Below are 24014 nucleotides of genomic sequence, written 5' to 3' on the forward strand. Positions count from 1 at the left end.
AGAAATCACCATGAACGCCCTAAAACTCAACGTTGAAAATCTCAGTAAAACCTTCGTGTTACACCACCAACACGGAATACGCTTGCCGGTGCTACATCAAACCTCTCTTCAGGTCAGTGACGGTGAATGCGTGGTATTACACGGTCATTCCGGCAGCGGCAAATCCACTCTGCTACGCTCTCTCTATGCCAATTATTTGCCTGACAGTGGCCATATCTGGGTCAAACATCAAGGCGAATGGCTGGATATGGTGACTGCGCCCGCGCGACAAATCATGGCGGTGCGTCGCCACACCGTCGGTTGGGTCAGTCAATTTTTGCGCGTGATCCCACGGATCAGTGCCTTGAATGTGGTCATGCAACCCCTGCTTGAGTTAGGGGTGGAACGCGAGGTATGCCAACAACGGGCGCAAGATCTGCTGACGCGCCTCAACGTCCCACCGCGGTTGTGGGATCTGGCACCTTCAACTTTTTCCGGCGGTGAGCAGCAGCGGGTCAATATCGCCCGTGGTTTTATCGTCGATTACCCTATTTTGCTGCTGGATGAGCCAACAGCCTCACTCGATAGCACCAACAGCGCGGCGGTAGTGAGCCTGATTGATGAAGCCAAGCAACGTGGTGCGGCCATCGTCGGGATCTTTCACGATGAAAATGTACGCAACCATGTTAGCGATCGCATACTGGTGATGACACCGGCCCCCACCACTGCCAGCACGGAGACCTCAGCATGATCCTCAGCAACATCAATCTTATTCTTGAAGATCAGGTGGTCAAAGGATCACTGGAAATCAAAAATGGTGTGATCCAAAGCTACAGTGATCGCCCGACTCAACTTTCGGCGGCAATAGATGGGCAAAATGGTTGGTTGCTACCGGGGTTGATCGAGCTGCATACCGACAATCTGGACAAATTTTTTACGCCACGACCCAATGTCGATTGGCCCGCGCATTCCGCGATGAGCAGCCATGATGCACTGATGATTGCTTGCGGGATCACCACCGTACTGGATGCCGTCGCCGTGGGTGACGTGCGTGATGGCGGCCATCGGCTGGATAACCTACAAAAAATGATCAATGCCGTGGTGGATAGCCAACGGGCAGGGTTAAACCGCGCTGAACATCGGCTTCATTTACGTTGTGAGTTGCCTCACGACAGCACGCTACCTTTGTTTGAAAAATTGATGTTGCAGCCTGAGTTGTCGTTAGTGTCAGTGATGGATCACTCACCGGGCCAACGCCAATTCGCCTCTCGAGAAAAGTACCGCGAATATTATCAGGGCAAATATCACCTTAACGATCAACAAATGGCCGCTTTCGAGGAAGAGCAAATCACGCTATCGGCAAAATGGTCCACACCAAACCGCAACGCTATCGCGGCACAATGTCGCCAGTTGGGTATTCCACTTGCCAGCCATGATGATGCTACCGCCGAGCATGTCGCTGAGTCCCAAGCGCTGGGTAGCGTCATCGCCGAATTCCCCACCACTGAGGTCGCTGCCAGTGCCTCCCACCAGCAGGGTTTGCAGGTTTTAATGGGTGCACCCAATATCGTTCGTGGCGGTTCTCATTCCGGTAATGTCGCCGCACACCACTTAGCCTCACTGGGCGTCTTGGATATTTTGTCCTCTGATTATTATCCAGCCAGCCTACTCGATGCTGCATTTCGCATCGCACAGGATGAAAGCAACGACTTTAGTTTGTCGCAAGCCATTAATCTGGTGACCCGCAATCCCGCTAACGCTTTGGGACTGGCGGATCGAGGCGTCATTGCTGAGGGCAAACGTGCCGACTTGGTTCTGGCTCGCACCCATGAGGGGCCGAAGAATCAACACATCTACGTGCAAAACGTTTGGCGTCAGGGAATACAGGTGTTCTGATGGCATGCTTAATTTATCTGATGGGCGCATCCGGTGCGGGGAAAGATTGCCTGCTGTCAGCACTGCGGGCGGAAAAACCGGCGCATATTATCGTCGCTCATCGCTACATCACCCGCGAGGCCCATGCCGGTGCAGAAAATCATATCGCACTGAGTGAGCCAGAGTTTCTGCAACGAGCAGCACAAGGCTTATTCGCTCTGCACTGGCAAGCCCATCAGCAGTACTACGGGGTGGGCATTGAGGTTGACCTTTGGCTGCAACAGGGTTTGGATGTGATAGTCAATGGCTCCAGAGCTTACTTGCCTAAGGCAGAACTACGCTATCACGGCCAATTACTGCCCGTGTGCCTGACGGTTTCACCGGCTATTTTGGCCCAACGATTACAACAGCGTGGCCGAGAAAATAGTGAACAAATCAGTGAGCGCTTACATCGGGCACAGCACTATCAGCAGCAGTTGCCGGTTGACTGTTTACAACTGTGCAACGATGGCGCACTGCATCACACACTGGCGCAATTACAGCGAATATTGGCTATGAATTCCGCGAAAGGTCACGATATTGAGGGGCAAAAATGGAATTAACTTTGTTAGGGACTGGCAGTGCCCAGCAGGTACCGGTATTTGGTTGTGATTGCGTTGTTTGTCGCCATGCCAGAGCGCAACCCGCATTGAGGCGTCAATCATGCAGTGCCATATTGCGATATCAAGGGGAAACGACATTCATTGATGCGGGCTTGCCGACGTTGGATCAGCTATTTGCTGCGGGGGAAATTCAGCGTTTTTTGCTTACACACTACCACATGGATCATGTTCAGGGGCTATTTCCTTTACGTTGGGGATGTGGAAATTCGATCCCAGTCTATGGGCCACCGGATCCGGACGGTTGCGACGATCTGTTTAAGCACCCAGGAATACTGGCCTTTCAACCGCCATTACGGGCGTTTCATCCGATTAAGTTCGGCAATCTGCACGTGACCCCCGTGCCATTGAATCACTCAAAAATCACCTTCGGTTATTTGCTGCAAAGCCACAATCGGGCCATCGCTTACCTCACCGATACTGTCGGTTTACCTGCAGACAGCGCCCTATTTCTCGCCAGCAAAAATATCGATTTAGTGGTGATAGATTGTAGCCATCCACCGCAGACACCTCCGCCACGCAATCATAATGACGTGACCATGGCGCTGGCTATCGGCGATTTATTAAAACCAGAAGCGATGCTGTTAACGCATATCAGCCACCAGCTCGATTGCTGGCTACTGGACAACAACCTCCCCACTGGCATCACCGCCGCCCATGACAACCAAACCATTACACTCCAATAGCTCACCCCAAGAGATTGACGTTGCAGGTAGTCAGCCCCTCGAATACCTAGATTCCCCTAAGGCATTGGCGTTGCAGGTAGGCAGCAAACGAACGAATCCCGATGAGCTGACTCAAGTCAGTGATTCGGGTGAGTAAGTGCAGCTAACAACCCTGCGGCGTCAAACACACCAAAGATTCCCCTAAGACATTGGCGTCGCAGGTAGGCAGCAAACGAACGAATCCCGATGAGCTGACTCAAGTCAGTGATTCGGGTGAGTGAGTGCAGCTAACACCCCTGCAGCGTCAAGGACGACGGGGAATCTGCATAGCTGCGGACGACAACACAACCACCCCCTCCCCCAACGGCGCAAACGCCTGATCCAACATGGCTTGCGCCACATCTTTGCCTTTAATCAACCGCCACTTATCTGGCAACAGGGCAAACAAAGGTGCGCTGAGACTCTCCATCAACCTTGGTGTAGTGCGTTGACCGGCTAACATTGAGGGACGGGCAAAGGTCAATTGCGGCCAGCCTTGCGCCTGTAAATCTCGCTCGGCTTCGCCTTTAGTACGATTGTAGAACAGCCATGAGCGAGGGTTTGCTCCCATCGCGCTGACCAGTAGAAAATGCCGTGCGCCTAAACGCAGACCGGTTTCACCCGTTGCCAGCACCAGCCGATAATCCACCTGACGAAATGCCGCCTGACTGCCAGCTTGCTTGCGGGTCGTGCCGAGACAACAGAAAACTAAATCGACCGGTTCATTCAGCGTTTTCAGTAATTCGCCGATATTCTCACCCTGCGGATTTATCAGTTTATTCATGCTGGGCAAGGGCTGACGGGTCGGTGCAATGATGGATGTTACCCTCGCATCCAAACGTAGCAGGCGCAGTAATTCACCGCCCACCAGGCCACTTGCACCCAGTAATAATACCTTCGCCATCTGACCTCCCAATAAAAGCGCTTAATGCCTCCCCACGCTGGAAGCAATCATGTAATCGATTGTTATGAATAATACATATCAGAAACACTATACATTAACTCATCCGAGTGAAAGGTCGAGATTAAAGAGCACACCAATGGTGTTCAGACTGCTGATAAACACCGATGACTCAAGCTAGAACAGTGAGGACAGGCAGAAGAGTACAGCGTCCGCGCCAAGGATGGCGCGGCTCGAGCCATCAGGGATGATTTTACGGCGTCTTTACGATTTGTTTGTCCTCTCGGTAAAGGGCACTTTGTCAGCTATCTCTACACCAATGGTGTTTTTTGCCAAAACCGAGGGTGTTATTGGTCATTTTGATTTCGAGGAGATTGAGTTGCCAAATTGGGACTGCACTCACTTTCGCAATTGGAAAGCGGCGGCAGTAACGTTGACGGGCTGCTTGTTCGGCATCGCCGCTGAGCAGGACAATGTCACCTCGATATTGGATGCCTTTGATAAGGGCTACCATGCGCGGCTGATTGGCAATCGTCCCGACGATTTGCGGGTTTATTTGCATCAACTCAGCATGGCGCGTGTGCTTTTCGGTCATCAGGTAAAGCGCCATCTGCTTGTCATCAAACACGTAAAAGCAGTTGGCGCACCACATATCGATACCGCTGCCAGCACACAGTGTTAGCACATGCTGCTGGCGTAAGAAGCGAATAATCATCGACAGGTCATCAGGAGAGTTCACGGCACTCATGGTTCACGACACCTTCAGCTTGAAAATTGCCTTGAGTGTACATGAATTTTGCTTGCATTCACTTTGCCACGATTAACTTTGCCACTGTTAGCTTTGCCACAACAGACGATCTCGTGATGTCAAGGTGTCTGTTGGGAAAGTCGCGAGCACTGCCTGATAGCGCTTGGCATCGTCTGGGTAACCCCGAGCCGCTTGTAATAACAATCGCAGTGCGCTGTCATAGTCGATACCGCGTAAATCACGGTAAGGCCACAGTTCGGGTTCGGCAATGAATGGCAGCAAATAATCAATGCCTTGCTGCACATTGCGCCCATCTTGTACCCGTTCCCAGCGATCAATTTCGACATGTTCGCCGTAACGGCACAGCAGCAAGTGCGCCTCCAGATTGAAGAGTGAATAGTGGAATGGCACTGTGCGCTCTAGCTCCATCCACTGCTTGCCGTCTTGTGCAATCTGCGCCGCTAACCGCTGGGTAATGCCTTGCTGAATAATGGTCGAAACCAACCCGCGATCGCCGTAAAACATGGCGTTAACCGCACGCTGAACGTCATACCAAGTGCCGTGGTTGTTATGCCAAACATATTCGGAATGGCCCACTTCGCTGTGGAACATCCAGTGGTTGAAGTCGCGGAACCATTGTTGTAATACCGCCGTGTCTTCGGTATCGAGCAGCTTGGCCGGTAGGATCAACCCGATCGTATCAATCACCATCCACATCAGCCGTGTATCGATTAACCCCGTCCCACGCCCCGACACAATACCGGGAATGGCCTGGCCATAATTTAGGTGCGGATTCATGCGCGTTTTGGCATCTAAAAACCAGCAGCGAATCTGTTCCGCTGCCACCTGAGCATAGCGGCTATTACCGGTAAAATAGTAGGCTAGCCCAAGTGTCAGGCAACGATCGCACATCCGCACAATTCGCTGGGTGTCAGTATCGTCATTTTGGCTTTGTGGATTGGTATGCCCATCGCGGCGCACATAGGGTAATCCGTTAGGCTTACGCGGATTTGGCCACCAATAGGTACCAAAACTGTAGTAATCGTGAATGTCACCACTGACAGGCAGCAATGTTTTGTGAGTCACACTCTCTGGTGGCTGATCGCGCAGGGCATCAGCCTCGCTTAATAACCGGCGCAATGCCGGTTGTAGGGGTGAGAATGGCTGCTGTAAGACCGCTTTCGCCTTGATCAAGCAATCAACATCGAGCGTGTACAGTTTCATGGGTGTCGCGGACGTTTTTATTGGCGTCATGGGCATGGCTTCCTTATGCGGCTTGGCTGGCCACCCGCACGCCAGTGGCGGCATCAAAAATATGGATACCGGCAAGTTTAGGTTGCAGATAGACCGTTTCGCCTTCATTCACTGCCAAGCGCTGTTTAAATACCGACGTAAAACGGCCACCACCCGTACTGCAAAATAGCTGCATATCCGAGCCGGTATTTTCAATCGCCGTAATAGTCGCTTTCAATGCGCTGGCACTGTGGGTGGCATCCACGACATTCACCTGTTCAGGACGAATGGCATACACCACATTTTGCCCATCAGTGACTTGCAACCCCGCCGGCAGGGTCAGCAAAGAACCGTCTTCCAGTTGCAGCAGGAACTCTTCGCCTTGTTGCTTTACTGTGCCTTTCAATTGATTGATTTCCGGCGAGCCGATAAAGCCCGCCACAAACAGATTCGCTGGGCGATCGTAGAGATCGAGTGGCGACCCGACTTGCTCAATGCGCCCTTCGCGTAGCACGACGATCATTTGCCCCATGGTCATGGCTTCAATCTGATCATGGGTGACATACACTGACGTGGTTTTTAGCCGCTGATGTAATTCGCGGATCTCACCTCGTACTTGCGTGCGCAATTTGGCATCCAGATTTGATAATGGCTCATCGAACAAGAACACCTGTGGGCTGCGCACAATTGCGCGCCCCATCGCCACGCGCTGGCGCTGACCACCAGATAAATCTTTCGGTAAGCGTTCCAGTAGTGCCTGTAAGCCTAATAACTCGGCGGTGGATTCGACTTTTTTATTAATGTCGGCTTTGGACATTTTGGCCATTTTCAACGCAAAGCCCATGTTCTCACGTACTGTCATCTGCGGATAAAGGGCATAACTTTGGAACACCATGGCAATGTCACGCATCTTGGGTTCAACATCCGTCACATCTTTATTATTGATGCCGACGGTGCCGCCAGAGATCTCCTCCAGCCCCGCAATCATACGCAGTAAGGTAGATTTCCCGCAGCCACTGGGGCCAACCAACACGCAGAACTCACCGTCAGGGATTTCCAGCGAGACATCGCGGATCACATGGGTGTCACCGTAAGATTTACAGACGTTTTTAAGTACAACCGATCCCATTTTATTTCTCCCTAGCCTTTAACCGCGCCAGACATGATCCCGCGATTGAAATGTTTTTGCAGACCCAGATACACGATGATGCTCGGCAACATCGCCAGCAGAGTGATGGCAATAAAGATGTTTGGTGTGATGCTCTCATCGGTACGCAATGTGCCGAGGATCACCGGAATGGTATTCAAACTGTCCTGATTCACCACGATCAGCGGCAATAGGTATTGATCCCAAATCATGATGAAGCCGAAGGTGACCACCGTACCCAGTGCCGGTTTGACGAGCGGCAGAATGACGTGGAAGAAGATTTGCCATTCGCTGGCACCATCAATCCGCGCCGCTTCCTCCAGCTCTTTAGGGATAGCGGCCATAAATTCGGTCAGGACAAAGATCGAGAAGGCCCAGCCCACCACCGGCAAGATCATGCCCAGATAGCTGTTGTACAGCGAGGCGTCGATCACCGGCAGTTGCCAGTTGATGATCATATACAGCGGGATGGCGATTACTTCTTCCGGCAGCATCATGGTCGAGAGAATGACCAAGCTGGTCAGCGAGACGCCAACAAACTTTTTGCGCGCCAGTGCATAAGCCGCTAATGCGCTGACCGAGACTTGTAAAACGGTGCCAAAGAACACCACGATGATGGAGTTCAGCAGGTATTGCCAAACACCGATATCCATCCACGCAAAGATGAAGTTCTCCCATGAGAATTGATTTGGCCAAGCCAACAATTCCCCAGGTTTGACTGGTGCGCCACTGAATGCGGTGGCAATAATGCCCCAGTACGGGCCGACAAAAACGACGAGTAACAGGCCATAAATGATCCAGCGGCCGATACTGTTCCAACTTTTACTTTTCATTGCCAGTCTCCGGATCGGGTTAGTATCGGGCGATGCGTTTCTTCAAGGTGAGATGACAAATCGTCAGCACCACCGTGAAGGTGAATAGCAGGAAGGACACTGCTGATGCATAGCCATAGTCAAACTGCTCAAAGCCCAGTTTGTAGATATGAGTCATGATCATTTCTGTCGCATTCGATGGGCCGCCGCCCGTGGTGGCATAGACCTCCGCGAAGACGCGGAAACCACGGATAAACGACAGCATCAGCACCACTGACAGCGCGGGGATCATTCCCGGCAAGGTGACGTAACGCAGGCGATTCCACCAGTTAGCCCCATCCACGTTAGAGGCGTCATATAAGTCGCGACTAATCCCAACCAGCCCCGCAATAAAGATCACCATGTTGTAAGGCACGGCTTTCCAAATATGCAGCAGCATCACCGTCCACAGCGCTTGGTCGGTATCCGCCAGAAAACCCTGCGCTTCAATACTGAACCACGACAAAATGTGGTTCACCACGCCGTTACTGGTTGGGTTAAATAGAATCCGCCACATTTCGGCGACGATCGCGGCACTGGTGACGGCGGGCAAGAAGATGGCCGTTCGGATAAAACGCAAATGACGCGCTGGGCCTTCTAATAGCATGGCTAAAAAGAAGGCGATAAAAGCGGCCACCACCATGGTGACCACCACATAGAGCAGGGTGTTGAAAACCGCAGAATGCAGTGCTTCATCACCCATGGCACGGGAGAAGTTATCAAACCCGACCCACTCATTTGGCTGGTTAAAGTTAACCTTGTAAAAACTCATCACCAAGCCTTGCAGCATCGGGATGAATTTAAACCAGGTGAAGATGACCAGTGCCGGGGCCAGAAACAGCCACGGAACCAGATTACGTTTTAGTCGGGGGGTTAGCGTTATCATGATTTACTCACTGCCCTAAGACATTCTGTTTGGCCAACTCATCATTTACTTTCTGATTCACCACTTTTAATTCAGCAGGAATATCACTGTCACAGTTGGCTAAAATACGGTTAAAACCTTCAGCAGTGACCTGACGAATTGGCGTCCAGTTAGGTACTTGAGGAATATAGCGGCCATACTCGGCGTATAAATCAGCAAACATTGCCCAGCGAGGGTCGTTATAGACCGCTTTGGTATCGACCTGTTTGTTAATCGATAAACGCACGACGGGCATATTGTTACTGCCCATGCCCATGCCGATCTGTTGCCCTTCTGGTGAAATCATGAATTCGATGAATTGCTGTGCAGCGGCTTTTTTCTGGCTGCTTTTCATCATAAACACGGTGGTGCCTTCAGCCAGTGTTGCCTGCCCTTTTGGCCCCGCCGGTGGTGGGATCACTTCAAATGCCTCTTTGCCGGGATCTTTATCAAACAAGGCAATGTGATAAGGGCCAGAGAAGAACATACCGCTTTGACCGGAACGGAATGATGGGATGGCATCTGCCGTGGTGGCATTAATCGCCCCCGGTTGAACTGTTTTATCGCACACCATGCCACGCATAAAGCTCAGTGTTTCAGTGGCGGCGGGTTCTTCCAATGATGCTTTGAATTTGCCTTCACCCGCGGGGCGAATAAAGTCACCACCGGCTTGCCAGAGATAGGAGCTGATAAACCAGCTGGCATAACCACGGGTGGTCGAAGCGGGCAAAATAAAGCCATAAGTGTCATTTTTGCCATTGCCATCAGGGTCATTAAAGGTCATCGCTTTCGCCAAGGTGCTGATGTCTTCCCAGCTTTTCGGTTGTGCTAAACCGAGCTTTTCACGCCAATCTTTACGGATAAACAAAGCAAAGGTTTGGGCTGATGTGGGCACGCCATAATATTTGCCATCCATGTATTGAGCACTTTTCCAAGCGGTATCGAAGATATCTTCTCCACCAATGATATTTTTTGGCTCAATCGGCTCAACAATGCCAAGCTGGACAAACTGCCCAATGGCGACGGCATCGTTAAAAATCAGGTCGGGTAACGCGTTACCTGCTGCGGCTCGCGCTAGACGTTGTTCAAAGTCGGTTGTGGCATTGAAATATTCAATTTTAATGCCTGTTTTCTTCTCAAAAGTTTCCGCTTCGGTCTTATAAATATTTTTTGAATCATTACTGGCGCGGATCCATACCTGCAAAGTTTCTGCTGCGTGGAGGGAAGGGATCCCCATGGCTAAATAAGTTAACAACAGCAAAGATTTTATTTTTACTTTTGACATTATCATTTTTTTCTTCATCTCAGCGTCCTCGTTGAAATCTAATTTTTTATGAATTTACCCAGATGGTTAAATAACAGAATAAAATCACCAAACACTCGATAACATTAGAACTCAGAGGAAAACAAAAAACTACACCACAAAAAATAAAACTTAATTCCATTTTGAATTTTCTGCTTGAGATCACACTTGAAAAATCACCAAAAAAAGACAAAAAGCAATATTATCTATAATAATCAAAAAGATAAAATCTTCATTTTAAGAAGTAAAAAATAGATGCAATTATTTAATTCGCCTAAAAAACGTCTAAAACAGAGATTTAATTTGATACCAGTCACAGAATAAATCATTTATTCAAAGAGAATTTATAAAGAAGATCCAGATCACAAAAGTGTATAAACTTTGCCCTAGAATTCAAATCCATTCTAAATGAAACGCTGTTCTTTTTATTGAAATGACAATATTTCATTACGTAATCTTATTTTTAAAATAATGATTTCATTATTTTCACAGAGATAAGAAAGTTAAATAAAACCGAGAATGCTTTATTTTTATTCATGTAAACAATAAAAATTAAGGAAATTAATGATGAAGAATTTGGGTAAAAAAACCTATTACTGGCTATTCTACTGGGGTCATCTCCCTTTATTTACGCGGCGGAAAGCCATCCATTAATATTAAAAGTTGATGATATAAACTATAGCATTGACCAAGTTAAGCAAAACAACCCGCTATACGAAAAATCCTATAAAAATCTGATCACTAAGGCTGATAAAGCCCTGCAAAAACCACTCTATTCCGTCATGGATAAAAGTTTGTTGGCTGCCAGTGGCGACAAACATGATTATTACAGCTTCCCGCCCTATTGGTGGCCAGACCCTAGCAAGAAAGATGGTATGCCTTATTTGCGCAAAGACGGTGAAACTAATCCTGATGCCAATAGTGATGCGACAGATAAAAAACGCATGAACAGTTTCAGTGACGATGTCTATTATCTGGCGCTCGCCTATCGCTTTACGGGTAAGCCTGAATACGCGGAAAAAGCACGGGATCAATTGGTCAATTGGTTCGTTAACCCGAATACCCGCATGAACCCGAATCTACAATATGCTCAAGCCATTCCAGGTATCAATGAAGGGCGAGGTATCGGTTTAATCGACAGCAGAGCACTGGTAGACGTGATTGATGCCGTCGAACTGATAAGACCGGCCAATGTCCTTAACGAAGCCGATTATCAAGCCATCAAACTTTGGTACAAAGATTTCTACCAGTGGATGACCACCAGCCAGAACGGTTTTGAGGAAGATAATTGGCACAATAACCACGGCACCTATTTTGATATGCAGGCCGCCGCTTTTGCCTTGTTCAGTGACCAGAAAGCCGCCGCTCAAAAACGTTTGGAAATCACACAGCTGCGCCGTATTCCCTCCCACTTTGATATGCAAGGTCGGCAAAATGCGGAACTGGAGCGCACTCGTCCATGGCACTACAGCAATTTCCATTTAGAAGCCTACAACAAGCTGGGCCGCCTAGGGGAAGTCGCCGACAAAGATATCTGGAACTTTAGCCTCGACGAGCACAGCCTGAAAAAAGGCTATCAATACGTGGCGGGCTTTATCAATACCGACCAAGCATGGCCGTATAAAGACTTGGATGGTCTGCAAGATAAAAAAGCACTGACCAATATGATCACTGCCGCCCGAGCCTACCCGTCTGACCCTAATTTCCAACAAAAGGCGCAATACCTGATAGCCAAGTATCCGGATGCCGTTGAAATCCTGCTCTATCCGATAACACAGCCCGTGATCGTCAAAAAATAAGCACTGTCGAGGACACACCAGATATGAAGCAGTTTACGGATCAGCAGATGGCAGAAATCCGCCAGCGGGTTGTTCAGCGAGCGGAAAATACCGTTCAACGGCAAGGCGACATCACACAGCAATACGGAAATACAGTACAGCCGTCAGGGATTATTGCCACGCTGATTGCGGAGAATCAGGTGGTGTTGGACTCAGAAACACGGGTCCCCACCACCGGCATCGCCACTTGGAACCATTACTATTATTGCCCTGACCACGGGGTGAAGTTAGTTTGGGATCGCCATTCGCCGACTCAGCATCGTTGCCCCATTGACGATCAGCTGTTTAGCGGAGAACCCTATGATGGTGCTTGGTGGCGGGCGCTTAACGGCTTAAATGCCAAAGCCTGTAATCAACTTGGTTTGCTGTGGCAGCTCACGGGGGAAATACGTTACTTCAATAAAGTGCGGGATATTCTGATCAACTATGCCCGCTACTATCCTGACTATGAAGTCCACGGCGGAATTCCCTACAACGGGCCAGGTAAGGCCAACGCGCAAACGCTGTGCGAGGCGAATTGTCTGCTCGATTTTGCTTTGGGCTATGACTTCATTGCGGAGTCGCTGAGCCAAGAACAACGTGATTGTATCGCTGGCCGGTTATTGCGCGAGGGTGCTGATTTCCTGATGCAACACCGTACCCGCCAACTGCATAACCATGAAGTTAAAATCAGCAGCGCTATCGCGGTGATCGGGCTGATCCTTGAGGAAGAGCACTATGTCGAGTTTGCGGTTAATGCTGAGTATGGTCTGCGTTATCAGCTAGAGCATGGGCTGTTCAGCGAGGGATTATGGTTTGAAGGGTCAGTGCATTATCACTTTTATGCCCTGCAAGGCTTCTGGTCATTTGAAAAGCTCGCTGCGGGTAGCCGTTATAGCTTGTTAGCGCTGCCTTATTATCGCGATATGCTCAGTTTCCCGCTAAAACTACTGATGCCCGATGGCACTTTCCCACGCATTAACGATTGTACTGCCGGACAAGAGCAACTGACTCACGCCCACTTGTATGAGTTTGCATTTAAAATCTATGGCAATGATGAGTATGCTGACGCCTTGCATCATATTTATCGCCAACAACCTCGCTTCAACCTAGATGCCCTGCTCTATGGTGTTGAAGAATTGCCCTCCCCGCGGGTTGATATCATCCCAACGGATACGTTGCATGCACCCGATTGCGGCTTGACCATTTTACGCCAACCGCAATCAGGCCGTGCTTTGTTGATAAAACACAGCCCCTATGGGGGAGAGCATGATCATTATGATCGGCTGAATTTAATTCTGTTTGAGCAAGGGCAAGAGATCTTGCCAGATTTAGGCACGACCGGTTATGGCGCGCAGCTACATTATGGTTACTACAAAAACAGCGCAACTCATAATACGCTCAGTGTTAACCAAGCCAATCAGCCCCCCGCCGTACCGGTTATCCATAACTGGTATCAATCAGCAAAATTCAGTTGGTTAGATACGGAGGTAGATTGGGGAAAAAAAGCCCCTGAGTTAGACAGCCATACTCGTGTCCAATGGGATTGCGATGCTTATCGCGATATAAAATTCCGCCGCCGAATATTGTGGCTAGAAGATGCGATCATCGATATCAGTAGCATCGTCAATCCACACCAACAAGCGTGCGACTGGACACTACATATCGACGGGATGACGATGGATGCAGCAGGTGAAAGCATCTCTTTTAGCGAAAGTGGGCCAATGCAGTATTTGCATCAAGTCACCACTAAACCACTTAATGGTGTGCTCCAATGCCATTATCAAACAGCGGCAAATCCGCTGTCACTCTGGCTCGCCGCAGATGCCACGCTATTCCAAGGGTTAGCACCCGCGAACCCATCGGTGCGAGATATCAGTTATCTGATCTTACGTTCTCATCAATCCGAATCAGTAATTACCAATGTGTTTGATATGAACAACCCTCAACCGCTAACGAACGTGCAAGTGGACAATGATGGCGAGTTATTGACGATCATACTGACCCGTCAACAACAGGTTATGCAGGTCACTATCTCCTTGGTTGATAGCGGTATCCCGTTATTCATTTGACGTTATGCAGCTCGGGGCAGCCTTTGCCCCGTTTTTTCCGCACTTATCGCTAATGCGGGCTACATTGCTAGCATATCCTCCCCATTAATAGGGTCTATGGCGAGAAAGTCCCTGATAACGTGATTTAGCTAACATTTACCACATAAGATTTTTATGAATACATATGCATCTATTACGTATAAGTGGAGATGTAACAAATGATTGTGCGTTAACAAATAAAATACAAAACATATTAAGAACTCGCTCTCATTGCCTCTATTGGATAATAATAAGTCGCCTGATGTATCTTCCTTGTTAAATATAACCCTACTGTTTTGCATAATACCCAGTACAGATTTGAATAAAAACCGTTTTAAGTGAATAAAAACGCTTAAATATTCAGTATCTAGTCAAAGTGCATTTTAAAATCGGCTAAAAACATGACATGAGTCACAGAATGAATGAGTGTTATGACTAGAATAGCCGCCATCAGCTTATTTTATTCATCTTTACTTAGAATGAGCGTTTGTTTAAAACGGCAACTTGTTTAAAACCAAAATTTGTTTAAAAAAACAGAGACCTTACGCAAATGGAAAATAACAACAAGAAAATGGCGCATATAAGGCGGACAACGCATCTCATGATGCCGGCACACCGTAGCTATTTTAGTTTTTCTTATTTCCACTTTAGATAATACCCCCTCTGCAATGACATCCATTTTTATTGGGTAGTCATTGTCTATGCACAATTTTTAACAAAAACGAAAATTGCTTTTCAGCATTGGCGTGATGTTAACTATTGTCTGCGTTCTCCGAAGATACTCATACTTGGTTTTATTATCACTATCGGTGCGTGTCATATTATTGCTCAGCCGATATAAGCCTTGTGTTAATTATCTTCCAGCAGAAACATAGCTATCCTGTAAAAATCGAATGTCACCTTTGTCATTAATGCTAAATGACATGAGGATCACTGCGCCTAAAATTCAGATGCGGTGATGTGCAGACAAGCAAATTATTTATTAATGAATTTTAATTCATTGATAAGGACGGCCATACACAGAATTTAGTGTCAGTGTTTTTTGATAGTCCAATAAATAATATAAAAGAGAATCCATAATGAAAAAGTTAAATATTGCGGCAAGCCAGTCAGCTATACCCTGTTTTGAATCACAGCGTGAAGTAGTCGATGTTTTACACACGGATTTTACGGACATTGCTGCCGTCGTCCTTTCCGTTCAAGATATTAATAATGGTGTCATTAATAGTATTCATGAATTAGGTTTAGAGATTCCAATCTTTGCTGCCGTTTGCTGTGAAGAAGAACTCAATACCGACGTATTACCATCACTCAATGGGGTCTTTGAACTCTGTGGTGATAATACTGATTTTTATGGTAAACAATTGGAATCGGCTGCTGAAAAATATGAAAAAGAATTGCTGCCTCCATTCTTTAATACTTTAAAAAAATATGTCGAAATGGGGAATTCAACTTTTGCTTGCCCTGGGCATCAAGGTGGACAATTCTTCCGTAAACATCCTGCGGGCCGTCAATTCTTTGACTTCTACGGCGAAACTATTTTCCGTTCAGATATGTGTAATGCTGACGTCAAATTAGGTGATTTACTGATTCACGAAGGTGCACCTTGTGATGCACAAAAACATGCAGCAAAAGTATTTAATGCCGATAAAACTTACTTCGTTCTGAACGGAACATCAGCCTCAAATAAAGTGGCTACTAATGCCCTGTTGGCCCGTGGTGATCTAGTATTATTTGACCGTAATAACCACAAATCTAACCATCATGGTGCGTTGATTCAGGCAGGTGCAACCCCTGTTTATCTGGAGACAGCCCGCAACCCGTTTGGCTTTATCGGTGGGATTGATGCTCACTGTTTCGAAGAAAAGTACCTGCGTGAACAGATCCGCAGCGTTGCACCAGACCGTGCTAACGAAGCGCGCCCATTCCGCTTGGCGATTATCCAATTAGGCACCTACGACGGTACGATTTATAACGCCCGCCAAGTCGTCGATAAGATTGGTCATCTTTGCGACTATATTTTGTTTGACTCCGCTTGGGTAGGCTACGAACAATTTATTCCAATGATGAAGGATTGTTCACCATTATTACTTGAATTGAATGAAAACGATCCTGGTATTATCGTGACGCAATCAGTCCATAAACAACAAGCGGGCTTCTCACAAACGTCGCAGATTCATAAAAAAGATAAACATATTAAAGGTCAAGATCGCTATTGCAACCATAAGCGCTTTAATAACGCCTTTATGTTGCACGCATCCACCAGCCCATTCTATCCATTATTTGCCGCATTAGACGTTAACGCAAAAATGCATGAAGGCAAAAGCGGCCAACGTATGTGGCTTGACTGTGTTAAGACAGGTATTGAAGCACGTAAAATGATTTTAAATACCTGTAATATGATTAAGCCTTTTGTTCCGGTAGAAGTTGACGGAAAACCGTGGCAGGAATATGACACGAATGCCATGGCACAAGATTTACGCTTCTTTAATTTCATTCCAGGCGAAAAATGGCATGCCTTTGAAGGCTATGAAGCCTCTCAATATTTTGTCGACCCTTGTAAGTTACTATTAACCACCCCAGGGATTGATACCAATACTGGCGAATATACTGCCTCTGGTATTCCAGCGACTATTCTGGCTAATTTCTTGCGTGAAAATGGTATCGTGCCAGAAAAATGCGATTTGAATTCTATTTTGTTCTTATTAACGCCAGCAGAAGACTTGGCGAAAATGCAACATTTGGTCGCGCAAATTGCTCGATTCGAACGTTTCATTGAAGAAGATGCTTTGTTAGTTGATGTATTACCAACGGTATATCGTAATAATGAAGCGCGCTACCAAGGTTATACCATCGGTAAATTATGCCAAGAAATGCATGATCTTTATGTTAGCTATGATGTTAAGCAGCTACAAAAAGAGATGTTCCGTAAACAGTATTTCCCTAAAGTGGTGATGAATCCACAGGATGCCAATATTGAATTCGTCCGTGGGCATGCTGAATTAGTCCCATTATGTAAAGCTGAAGGTCGAATTGCCGCTGAAGGTGCACTTCCTTACCCACCGGGAGTATTGTGTGTTGTCCCTGGTGAAGTTTGGGGCGGCGCAGCTCAACGTTATTTCTTGGCATTAGAAGAAAGTATCAATCTATTACCTGGCTTCGCACCTGAATTACAAGGTGTTTATTTGCAAGTTGATGAAGACGGATGGAACCGTGCGTACGGCTATATGATGAAACAATAATAGCTATTTTTTAATTTTTACAACACCAACATCACTATTCGCTCAATCTGCGGGGATAACTTATTCCCGCAGTCTCTGAAATTAAAAAAGAGATAATAAAAATGAGTAAAACAAATAATAAGATGGGAGTCGTACAGCTAACTATTCTGACCGCCGTCAATATGATGGGTTCAGGCATAATTATGCTGCCAACCAAACTCGCCGAAGTTGGAACGATTTCGATCGTTTCATGGTTAGTCACAGCAGTCGGTTCAATGGCGTTGGCCTATGCTTTCGCCCAGTGTGGGATGTTTAGTCGTAAGTCTGGCGGGATGGGCGGTTATGCCGAGTACGCGTTTGGTAAATCTGGCAACTTTATGGCGAACTATACCTATGGTGCATCATTGCTGATTGCTAATATCGCGATCGCGATTTCAGCCGTAGGGTATGGCACCGAATTATTGGGTGCCACACTCACGCCATTAGGCATTTGTATCGCCACCATCGGTGTACTGTGGCTGGCGACAGTCGCTAACTTTGGCGGCGCACGCATTACTGGGCAGATCAGTAGCGTCACCATCTGGGGGGTGATTATCCCCGTCGTCGGTATCTCGTTGATTGGTTGGTTCTGGTTTAGTGGCACAGCCTATGTCGCCGCGTGGAATCCACATAACGTGCCCGTCTTTGAAGCGATAGGTTCTTCTATCTCAATGACACTGTGGGCTTTCCTGGGTTTGGAATCTGCCTGTGCCAATACCGACACGGTAGAAAACCCTGAACGTAACGTTCCGATCGCCGTGTTGGGTGGGACTTTAGGTGCAGCGGTTATCTATATTATTTCAACCAACGTGATTGCTGGTATTGTGCCAAACATGGATTTGGCTAACTCTACCGCGCCATTTGGTTTGGCCTTTGCTTATATGTTCACCCCAGCCGTCGGTAAAATCATCATGGCATTGATGATCATGTCCTGCGTAGGGTCATTACTGGGCTGGCAGTTCACCATCGCTCAGGTGTTTAAATCTTCTGCTGATGAAGGCTTCTTCCCGAAAATCTTCTCTAAAGTCAGTAAAGCCGATGCCCCTATCAAAGGAATGTTGACCATCGTTATCATCCAGAGCGTGTTGTCTCTGATGACCATTAGCCCGTCACTGAACAAGCAATTTAACGTGCTGGTGAATTTGGCGGTAGTGACCAATATCATCCCTTATATTCTGTCGATGGCGGCGTTGGTGATTATCCAGAAAACCGCGAATGTCGATCCTGCTAAGGCCCGCAAAGCCAACATCATTGCCTTTATCGGTGCGATGTACAGCTTCTATGCGCTTTACAGCTCAGGTCAGGAAGCGATGACTTGGGGGGCGATTGTGACCTTCCTCGGGTGGACACTGTACGGTTTGGTTTCACCACGTTTCGAATTTGCAGCAAAAACAAAGTAATCAATCAGGTTGATTGAGTAAGATCAGGTGCCAGCAGATAAAAAAGTCAGGATACGGCCCGTAATTCCGGTAATAATAGCTCCAAACCGCTACCCCCGGACTGGAAGAAGATTATGACGGATAGCCCTTGGTATCTCTATCTGCTGCGCACCGCCTCTGGCATGTTGTACACCGGTATTACCACCGATGTTGCACGGCGAATGGTGCAGCATCAAAGTGGAAAAGGCGCAAAAGCACTGCGTGGCAAAGGAACGTTAACTTTGGTCTTCCATTGTGACGCAGGGGATCGCTCAATGGCATTGAAACTGGAATATCGGGTGAAGCAACTCACTAAGCAGCAAAAAGAAAAGCTGGTGATTAACCAGCCTTCTTCACTGACCTCGATACTTATCGAGCAAAAAATAGTCGCTAAAGCACCCGCCGTTAAAATCGGTTGAATGGGGCTGAAAAGACCACCTCACCCTCCACGTCAGCCAGTGCCTCTTCCGCCAAAGCATAAACCTGAAAAGCATTTTCGGTATCTGGCCAGCGGCACGTTAATTGATGTTGAGCTGCCGGTACAAAACCAAAACGTTGATAATAGGCAGGCTCACCCAATACCACGACCGCGGCATAACCGAACTCATTGAGCGAATCGAGCCCCTCGTAGACCAGTTTTTCGGCCAAACCTTGGCGACGCAGGCTCTCTTCCACGGCTAATGGTGCCAATGCTACCCATTGACGATCCTCACCACCAATTTCAACCGGACTAAATGCGGCATAACCGACAACACCACCCTCGTCATCCGTTGCCACAATGCCCAGCGTCAATAAACCATCTTCGCGCAGTTGCTGCACCAGTTCAGCTTCATCATCTCGCTTAAATGCCTGACGTAATAAAGCGTCGATCCCCGGTGCATCGACCGGAATTTCTACTCGAATTAACACGATGCTAATGTACGGGAAGTACTCACCGCACCCTCTTGTTGACCGGCTTCAATAAATTCGGCCAGTTGCAGTAGACCGACTCGCAGGAGTGTCGGCATGGCTTCCAATTCAATGGCATCCATCAGGTTTTTCACATAAAGGCCCAATTCGGTATCTCCTTCAATGCGTAACCGGCGTTGGAAAAACAGCGTATCCGGATCTTCTTTACGGGCAGCGATCAGAATCAGATCGTTGGCATTACCGCTAAAGCTGACATCGGCTTTAGCTTGTTGGCTCACTATTAGCCTATCGTTTTCTACCGTCATAAACCATTGTAGCCCGAGATCACGGACTTCAATTTTTAACCAACGGGATTCTAGAAATGCCAAATCACCGTCCAGCAGTGCCTGACGAAATTGCCAGCCAAGCATTTGCTCTAATACTTGGCGCTGTAAAGCGAAAGGAGTCAATTTTAGCGGCCCCCGCAGCAGCGCTGGCCCTTGACGTACAAGTTGTGTTCGTAGTTTTCCAAGCACTGGCTCTATCTCCTTTTGACTCTGATCAACCATAAACCTATACCCAACGTAATTGGAGTTGCAGGTAGGCAGCAAGTGGACGCATCCCGATGAGCTTACTCAAGTAAGTGATTCGGGTAAGTACGCGTAGCTAACACCCCTGCGGCTTCAAGTACAAAGGGTATTTTGCCACAGGAGAAAAATAGCAAAGCATCCTAAATCAATAAAACTGACATCAATTTTTGGCTAATCCTCAGAAGAATGCCACCAATGCAAAAGAAACTGCCTTAAATCAAGGTCAGTGCAAAGCAGGTTAACTAAAATCGCCTCTCGATAAAATACGAATATCATCTTCGGATGGGGAATAATCATTGCCAGCCATGCTGCCAACAACGGGGCTGCTGACTCATTCAGGAAAATTCTATGGAGTTGCTTTGTCCTGCCGGCAATTTACCCGCATTAAAAGCCGCCATCGATAATGGGGCTGACGCGGTATATATCGGTTTGAAAGATGATACCAACGCCCGCCATTTTGCCGGCCTTAATTTCACCGATAAAAAGCTGCAAGAAGCCGTTAATTACGTTCATAACCGTAAGCGTAAATTACATATTGCCATTAATACCTTCGCTCACCCCGATGGTTATGCTCGTTGGCAACGAGCCGTAGATATGGCCGCGCAGCTTGGGGCCGATGCCCTTATTTTAGCCGATCTCGCTATGCTGGAATATGCCGCCGAGCGTTATCCAGATGTGGAGCGCCATGTCTCAGTACAAGCGTCGGCGACGAATGATGAAGCCATTCGCTTCTATCAGCGCCATTTTGATGTGGCGCGAGTGGTGTTACCCCGCGTGTTGTCGATGCATCAGGTGAAACAGTTATCACGCACCAGCCCAGTACCGTTGGAAGTTTTTGCCTTTGGCAGTTTATGCATCATGGCGGAAGGCCGCTGTTACCTATCCTCCTATTTGACAGGCGAATCACCGAATACCGTGGGAGCCTGCTCACCCGCACGTTTTGTACGTTGGCAGCAAACCCCGCAAGGGATGGAATCTCGCCTCAATGAGGTGTTGATCGACCGTTATGAGGATAACGAAAACGCCGGTTATCCGACATTGTGCAAAGGCCGCTACCTAGTCGATGGTCAGCGCTATCACGCGCTCGAAGAACCGACCAGTTTGAACACGCTGGAGCTATTACCTGAATTATTTGCCGCGAATATTGCCTCGGTAAAAATTGAGGGCCGCCAACGTAGCCCCGCTTATGTGAGTCAGGTGGCCAAAGTTTGGCGGCAAGCAATTGACCGCTATCAAGCCAATCCGTCGCAATTTGCAGCGAAAGCAGAATGGATGGAACAACTGGGCGCAATGTCCGAAGGGACCCAGACCACACTGGGCGCTTATCATCGCAAGTGGCAGTAGCCGGAGGAAATATGAAGTATGCCTTAGGCGCAGTACTCTATTACTGGCCAAAATCGGATATTGAGACTTTCTATCACGCGGCAACCAATAGCAGCGCCGATGTTATTTATTTGGGCGAGAATGTTTGCACCAAACGCCGCGAGATGAAGGTTAGCGATTGGTTGGGCTTAGCAAAAGAAGTCGCAGCGAGTGGTAAACAGGTGGTGATTTCTACCTTAGCGCTACTGCAAGCCCCGTCCGAATTGAATGAATTGAAGCGCTATGTTGAGAACGGCGAATTTTTACTGGAAGCCAATGATTTAGGTGCAGTGAATATGGCGGCTGAACGTGGCTTGCCTTTCGTCGCCGGTCACGCATTGAACTGCTACAACGCATATACCCTGCGGATCTTGCACCGTCAGGGCATGATGCGTTGGTGCATGCCAGTCGAGCTTTCCCGTGATTGGCTGAGCAACGTCCTAGAGCAGTGCGACGAACTGGGTTTTCGCGATCAATTTGAGGTTGAAGTCCTCAGTTATGGCCACCTGCCGCTGGCTTATTCTGCCCGCTGCTTTACTGCCCGCTCTGAGGATCGCGCCAAAGATGAATGTGAAACGTGCTGCATTAAGTATCCGCAAGGGCGCAAGGTATTATCGCAGGAAGACCAGCAAGTTTTTGTCCTCAATGGCATCCAGACACAAAGCGGCTACTGCTATAACCTCGGTAATGATCTGATCTCAATGCAAGGGTTGGTGGATATTGTCCGTCTTTCGCCAAAAGGCATCGAGACACTGGAGGTTATCGAGCAATTCCGCGCTAATGAGCAAGGTCTAGCACCGTTGATGCTGGCAGATAAAGCCGATTGTAATGGCTATTGGCGGCGTCTTGCCGGACTGGAACTGGTGTCATAGCATCAAAAATCAGGGGGAGCATATTTGCTCCCCCTGCTATCTACACTATTTTTTTAATCGATGAGTGGTGGTCAATCACAGCGGCATTTTTGGGCCATGATCTCAATGATCTGACGGTCAGTTTGCCGCATCGCACCGCAAGCCAGCGCGCACAGATTGGCAATCGACTGATCAACATCATGAGCCACGATCCCCTCATTACCGGTCACACCGCTGCTGTCTAATGCCATGAGTACCGCTTTGTAGGCCGCACTGACGCTGGTAGAGACTTTCATGGCGCAACTGTTGGCAGCACCATCACAAATAATCCCGCTGATATCGCCGATCATACTACCGATCGCCAGTGCGACTGGCTCATAACGAGGTTCAAATAGCCAAGCCATTCCAGCCGCCGCGCCCATTGCGGCTGTGGTCGCAGCACATAAAGCAGAAAGTGCCGGTAACTGGCTATGAATATAAATCGCCATCAAATGAGACAAGATCAGCGCTCGCGCTAACGCTTCTTCATCGGCCCCCAGATATTCGGCAACCACAAGTACAGGCATCGTGGCGGCAATGCCTTGATTCCCTGAACCAGAGTTACTCATCGCGGGCATTAGTGCTCCCCCCATACGCGCATCCGAGGCTGCCGCTGAGCGAATCATAATATCCGACAGTAAATCCTTAACCAGCAAACCTCGCCCACGTTGGCGCATCAGTGAAGCACCAATATGTAAGCCATAGTTACCGGTAAGCCCCTCTTGGGACAGCGCCCCATTCAGTTCAGCCGCCTGTAAAATGAAGCTAATCTGCTCGAAAGGGACTTCGGTAGCAAACTGGTAAACCTGCCGAGCGCTAACTTGCTTCAGGCAATCGTGAGGATCATAAACTGCCTGCGCCTGTGGGCTATGCTGCGCAACCTCGAACAAGACATTGCCATTGATAACAATCTTCACCACTTGGGTATGACCCCCAGCAATGGTAACACTCGCCCATCGCGCCCCCTGATAGACCCGAGCTTCAGCGAATAAAACATCATCGCCAACGTGCATATCTACCCGAACATCCCCACGTTCCAACATCGACTTGGCATCTGTAACCTGCTGTTGAGACAGGTTTTTCAACACCGCTAATCCCCCCTCAGGATCGCCACCCAGTGCACCCACCGCAGCAGCAATAGGCAACCCCACCATACCGGTGCCAGGGACAGTTACCCCCATCCCATTTTTCATTAAGTTTGGTGAAACCCGCGCTTCAATACGCTCAACTTTGCCGGGTAAATAAGTCGCTGCCATTGCCGACGCCAATGCGAGTGCGATGGGTTCAGTACAACCGACGGCTGGTTGCACATCGCGTTTAATGACGCGGATAAGCGCATCCCATAAAGCAGAATTATTTGTGTTATTCATAATAATACCTTCAAACATATACAGC

General features: G+C 48.2%; 22 protein-coding genes. 12 read left to right on the forward strand and 10 right to left on the reverse strand.

What is annotated here, in order from left to right; genetic code table 11:
• Positions 1-10 precede the first annotated feature (10 nt).
• The 4 genes from phnL to phnP are packed head-to-tail and all read left to right on the forward strand — an operon-like array spanning position 11 to position 3199.
• A complete protein-coding gene (gene phnL, locus BN68_RS11240) occupies positions 11-730 on the forward strand; it encodes a phosphonate C-P lyase system protein PhnL (RefSeq protein ID WP_019211270.1) in 720 nt (239 codons plus the stop codon).
• Positions 727-1875, forward strand: a complete 1149-nt coding sequence (phnM, locus tag BN68_RS11245; RefSeq protein ID WP_019211271.1) for an alpha-D-ribose 1-methylphosphonate 5-triphosphate diphosphatase — start codon at positions 727-729, stop codon at positions 1873-1875. Before phnL ends, phnM begins: the two co-directional genes overlap by 4 nt.
• On the forward strand, positions 1875-2456 hold the full coding sequence (phnN, locus tag BN68_RS11250; protein ID WP_019211272.1) for a ribose 1,5-bisphosphokinase: 582 nt from the start codon (positions 1875-1877) through the stop codon (positions 2454-2456). The genes phnM and phnN overlap by 1 nt, the downstream gene beginning before the upstream one ends.
• Entirely contained in the window at positions 2447-3199 is a 753-nt protein-coding gene (phnP, locus tag BN68_RS11255) for a phosphonate metabolism protein PhnP (protein ID WP_019211273.1), read from the forward strand. Before phnN ends, phnP begins: the two co-directional genes overlap by 10 nt.
• 283 nt (positions 3200-3482) lie before the next feature.
• Here the strand turns inward: phnP and BN68_RS11260 are convergent, their stop codons facing one another.
• From BN68_RS11260 to BN68_RS11290, 7 genes are all read right to left on the reverse strand, one after another.
• Positions 3483-4121 carry a Rossmann-fold NAD(P)-binding domain-containing protein gene (locus BN68_RS11260; protein ID WP_019211274.1) on the reverse strand — a complete coding sequence of 213 codons (639 nt, stop codon included), beginning with the start codon at positions 4119-4121 and terminating at the stop codon, positions 3483-3485.
• 298 nt (positions 4122-4419) lie between these two features.
• Positions 4420-4857 (reverse strand): YhbP family protein, encoded by a 438-nt coding sequence (locus BN68_RS11265; protein WP_042806714.1) that lies wholly within the window; start codon positions 4855-4857, stop codon positions 4420-4422.
• Between the two features lie 96 nt (positions 4858-4953).
• Positions 4954-6120 carry an alginate lyase family protein gene (locus tag BN68_RS11270; RefSeq protein WP_019211276.1) on the reverse strand — a complete coding sequence of 389 codons (1167 nt, stop codon included), beginning with the start codon at positions 6118-6120 and terminating at the stop codon, positions 4954-4956.
• A gap of 13 nt (positions 6121-6133) precedes the next feature.
• Positions 6134-7228, reverse strand: coding sequence for an ABC transporter ATP-binding protein (locus BN68_RS11275; RefSeq protein ID WP_019211277.1), 1095 nt, complete (start codon positions 7226-7228; stop codon positions 6134-6136).
• 11 nt (positions 7229-7239) lie between these two features.
• The gene (locus BN68_RS11280; protein ID WP_019211278.1) at positions 7240-8079 is read right to left on the reverse strand and encodes a carbohydrate ABC transporter permease; all 840 of its coding nucleotides are present in this window, start codon (positions 8077-8079) and stop codon (positions 7240-7242) included.
• Positions 8080-8098: 19 nt separating this feature from the next.
• Complete coding sequence (locus BN68_RS11285) at positions 8099-8983, reverse strand: carbohydrate ABC transporter permease (protein ID WP_019211279.1); 885 nt, start codon at positions 8981-8983, stop codon at positions 8099-8101.
• Between the two features lie 7 nt (positions 8984-8990).
• The gene (locus BN68_RS11290) at positions 8991-10304 is read right to left on the reverse strand and encodes an ABC transporter substrate-binding protein (protein ID WP_019211280.1); all 1314 of its coding nucleotides are present in this window, start codon (positions 10302-10304) and stop codon (positions 8991-8993) included.
• Between the two features lie 596 nt (positions 10305-10900).
• On the opposite strand from BN68_RS11290, the gene BN68_RS11295 reads away from it, so the two are divergent.
• The 6 genes from BN68_RS11295 to BN68_RS11315 all read left to right on the forward strand — a co-directional run bounded on the left by BN68_RS11295 (position 10901) and on the right by BN68_RS11315 (position 19308).
• Entirely contained in the window at positions 10901-12103 is a 1203-nt protein-coding gene (locus BN68_RS11295; protein ID WP_042806646.1) for an alginate lyase family protein, read from the forward strand.
• 23 nt (positions 12104-12126) lie between these two features.
• Positions 12127-14193 (forward strand): heparinase II/III domain-containing protein, encoded by a 2067-nt coding sequence (locus BN68_RS11300; protein ID WP_019211282.1) that lies wholly within the window; start codon positions 12127-12129, stop codon positions 14191-14193.
• A gap of 589 nt (positions 14194-14782) precedes the next feature.
• The gene (gene speFL / locus BN68_RS23925; protein ID WP_374700737.1) at positions 14783-14866 is read left to right on the forward strand and encodes a leader peptide SpeFL; all 84 of its coding nucleotides are present in this window, start codon (positions 14783-14785) and stop codon (positions 14864-14866) included.
• Between the two features lie 424 nt (positions 14867-15290).
• Entirely contained in the window at positions 15291-17453 is a 2163-nt protein-coding gene (speF, locus tag BN68_RS11305) for an ornithine decarboxylase SpeF (protein ID WP_019211283.1), read from the forward strand.
• A gap of 101 nt (positions 17454-17554) precedes the next feature.
• On the forward strand, positions 17555-18871 hold the full coding sequence (gene potE, locus BN68_RS11310) for a putrescine-ornithine antiporter (RefSeq protein ID WP_019211284.1): 1317 nt from the start codon (positions 17555-17557) through the stop codon (positions 18869-18871).
• A 113-nt stretch (positions 18872-18984) separates the two neighbouring features.
• A complete protein-coding gene (locus BN68_RS11315; RefSeq protein WP_019211285.1) occupies positions 18985-19308 on the forward strand; it encodes a GIY-YIG nuclease family protein in 324 nt (107 codons plus the stop codon).
• Here BN68_RS11315 and BN68_RS11320 read toward each other — a convergent pair.
• Positions 19295-19798 (reverse strand): GNAT family N-acetyltransferase, encoded by a 504-nt coding sequence (locus BN68_RS11320; RefSeq protein ID WP_019211286.1) that lies wholly within the window; start codon positions 19796-19798, stop codon positions 19295-19297. The two genes, BN68_RS11315 and BN68_RS11320, sit on opposite strands and share 14 nt — an antisense overlap.
• Complete coding sequence (gene ubiT, locus BN68_RS11325; RefSeq protein ID WP_042806647.1) at positions 19792-20313, reverse strand: ubiquinone anaerobic biosynthesis accessory factor UbiT; 522 nt, start codon at positions 20311-20313, stop codon at positions 19792-19794. Before ubiT ends, BN68_RS11320 begins: the two co-directional genes overlap by 7 nt.
• Before the next feature lie 402 nt (positions 20314-20715).
• On the opposite strand from ubiT, the gene ubiU reads away from it, so the two are divergent.
• Both ubiU and BN68_RS11335 read left to right on the forward strand, forming a co-directional pair.
• Positions 20716-21711 (forward strand): ubiquinone anaerobic biosynthesis protein UbiU, encoded by a 996-nt coding sequence (ubiU, locus tag BN68_RS11330; protein ID WP_019211288.1) that lies wholly within the window; start codon positions 20716-20718, stop codon positions 21709-21711.
• Positions 21712-21722: 11 nt separating this feature from the next.
• Positions 21723-22601, forward strand: a complete 879-nt coding sequence (locus BN68_RS11335) for a U32 family peptidase (protein WP_019211289.1) — start codon at positions 21723-21725, stop codon at positions 22599-22601.
• Between the two features lie 71 nt (positions 22602-22672).
• Here BN68_RS11335 and BN68_RS11340 read toward each other — a convergent pair whose 3' ends face one another.
• Positions 22673-23989, reverse strand: a complete 1317-nt coding sequence (locus tag BN68_RS11340) for an L-cysteine desulfidase family protein (protein WP_042806715.1) — start codon at positions 23987-23989, stop codon at positions 22673-22675.
• Positions 23990-24014: the final 25 nt, after the last annotated feature.

The sequence above is a fragment of the Yersinia massiliensis CCUG 53443 genome (genome assembly GCF_000312485.1).
Taxonomy (GTDB): domain Bacteria; phylum Pseudomonadota; class Gammaproteobacteria; order Enterobacterales; family Enterobacteriaceae; genus Yersinia; species Yersinia massiliensis.

Bases quoted from the DNA above. Each gene is read 5' to 3' on its own strand.
- BN68_RS11340 (WP_042806715.1), bottom strand. From the start codon at position 23,989: ATGAATAACACAAATAATTCTGCTTTATGGGATGCGCTTATCCGCGTC.
- phnP (WP_019211273.1), top strand. From the start codon at position 2,447: ATGGAATTAACTTTGTTAGGGACTGGCAGTGCCCAGCAGGTACCGGTA.
- phnN (WP_019211272.1), top strand. From the start codon at position 1,875: ATGGCATGCTTAATTTATCTGATGGGCGCATCCGGTGCGGGGAAAGAT.
- BN68_RS11275 (WP_019211277.1), bottom strand. From the start codon at position 7,228: ATGGGATCGGTTGTACTTAAAAACGTCTGTAAATCTTACGGTGACACC.
- potE (WP_019211284.1), top strand. From the start codon at position 17,555: ATGAGTAAAACAAATAATAAGATGGGAGTCGTACAGCTAACTATTCTG.
- BN68_RS11270 (WP_019211276.1), bottom strand. From the start codon at position 6,120: ATGACGCCAATAAAAACGTCCGCGACACCCATGAAACTGTACACGCTC.
- BN68_RS11335 (WP_019211289.1), top strand. From the start codon at position 21,723: ATGAAGTATGCCTTAGGCGCAGTACTCTATTACTGGCCAAAATCGGAT.
- phnL (WP_019211270.1), top strand. From the start codon at position 11: ATGAACGCCCTAAAACTCAACGTTGAAAATCTCAGTAAAACCTTCGTG.
- BN68_RS11260 (WP_019211274.1), bottom strand. From the start codon at position 4,121: ATGGCGAAGGTATTATTACTGGGTGCAAGTGGCCTGGTGGGCGGTGAA.
- BN68_RS11300 (WP_019211282.1), top strand. From the start codon at position 12,127: ATGAAGCAGTTTACGGATCAGCAGATGGCAGAAATCCGCCAGCGGGTT.
- speF (WP_019211283.1), top strand. From the start codon at position 15,291: ATGAAAAAGTTAAATATTGCGGCAAGCCAGTCAGCTATACCCTGTTTT.
- BN68_RS11280 (WP_019211278.1), bottom strand. From the start codon at position 8,079: ATGAAAAGTAAAAGTTGGAACAGTATCGGCCGCTGGATCATTTATGGC.
- speFL (WP_374700737.1), top strand. From the start codon at position 14,783: ATGGCGCATATAAGGCGGACAACGCATCTCATGATGCCGGCACACCGT.
- ubiU (WP_019211288.1), top strand. From the start codon at position 20,716: ATGGAGTTGCTTTGTCCTGCCGGCAATTTACCCGCATTAAAAGCCGCC.
- BN68_RS11285 (WP_019211279.1), bottom strand. From the start codon at position 8,983: ATGATAACGCTAACCCCCCGACTAAAACGTAATCTGGTTCCGTGGCTG.
- BN68_RS11290 (WP_019211280.1), bottom strand. From the start codon at position 10,304: ATGAAGAAAAAAATGATAATGTCAAAAGTAAAAATAAAATCTTTGCTG.
- BN68_RS11315 (WP_019211285.1), top strand. From the start codon at position 18,985: ATGACGGATAGCCCTTGGTATCTCTATCTGCTGCGCACCGCCTCTGGC.
- phnM (WP_019211271.1), top strand. From the start codon at position 727: ATGATCCTCAGCAACATCAATCTTATTCTTGAAGATCAGGTGGTCAAA.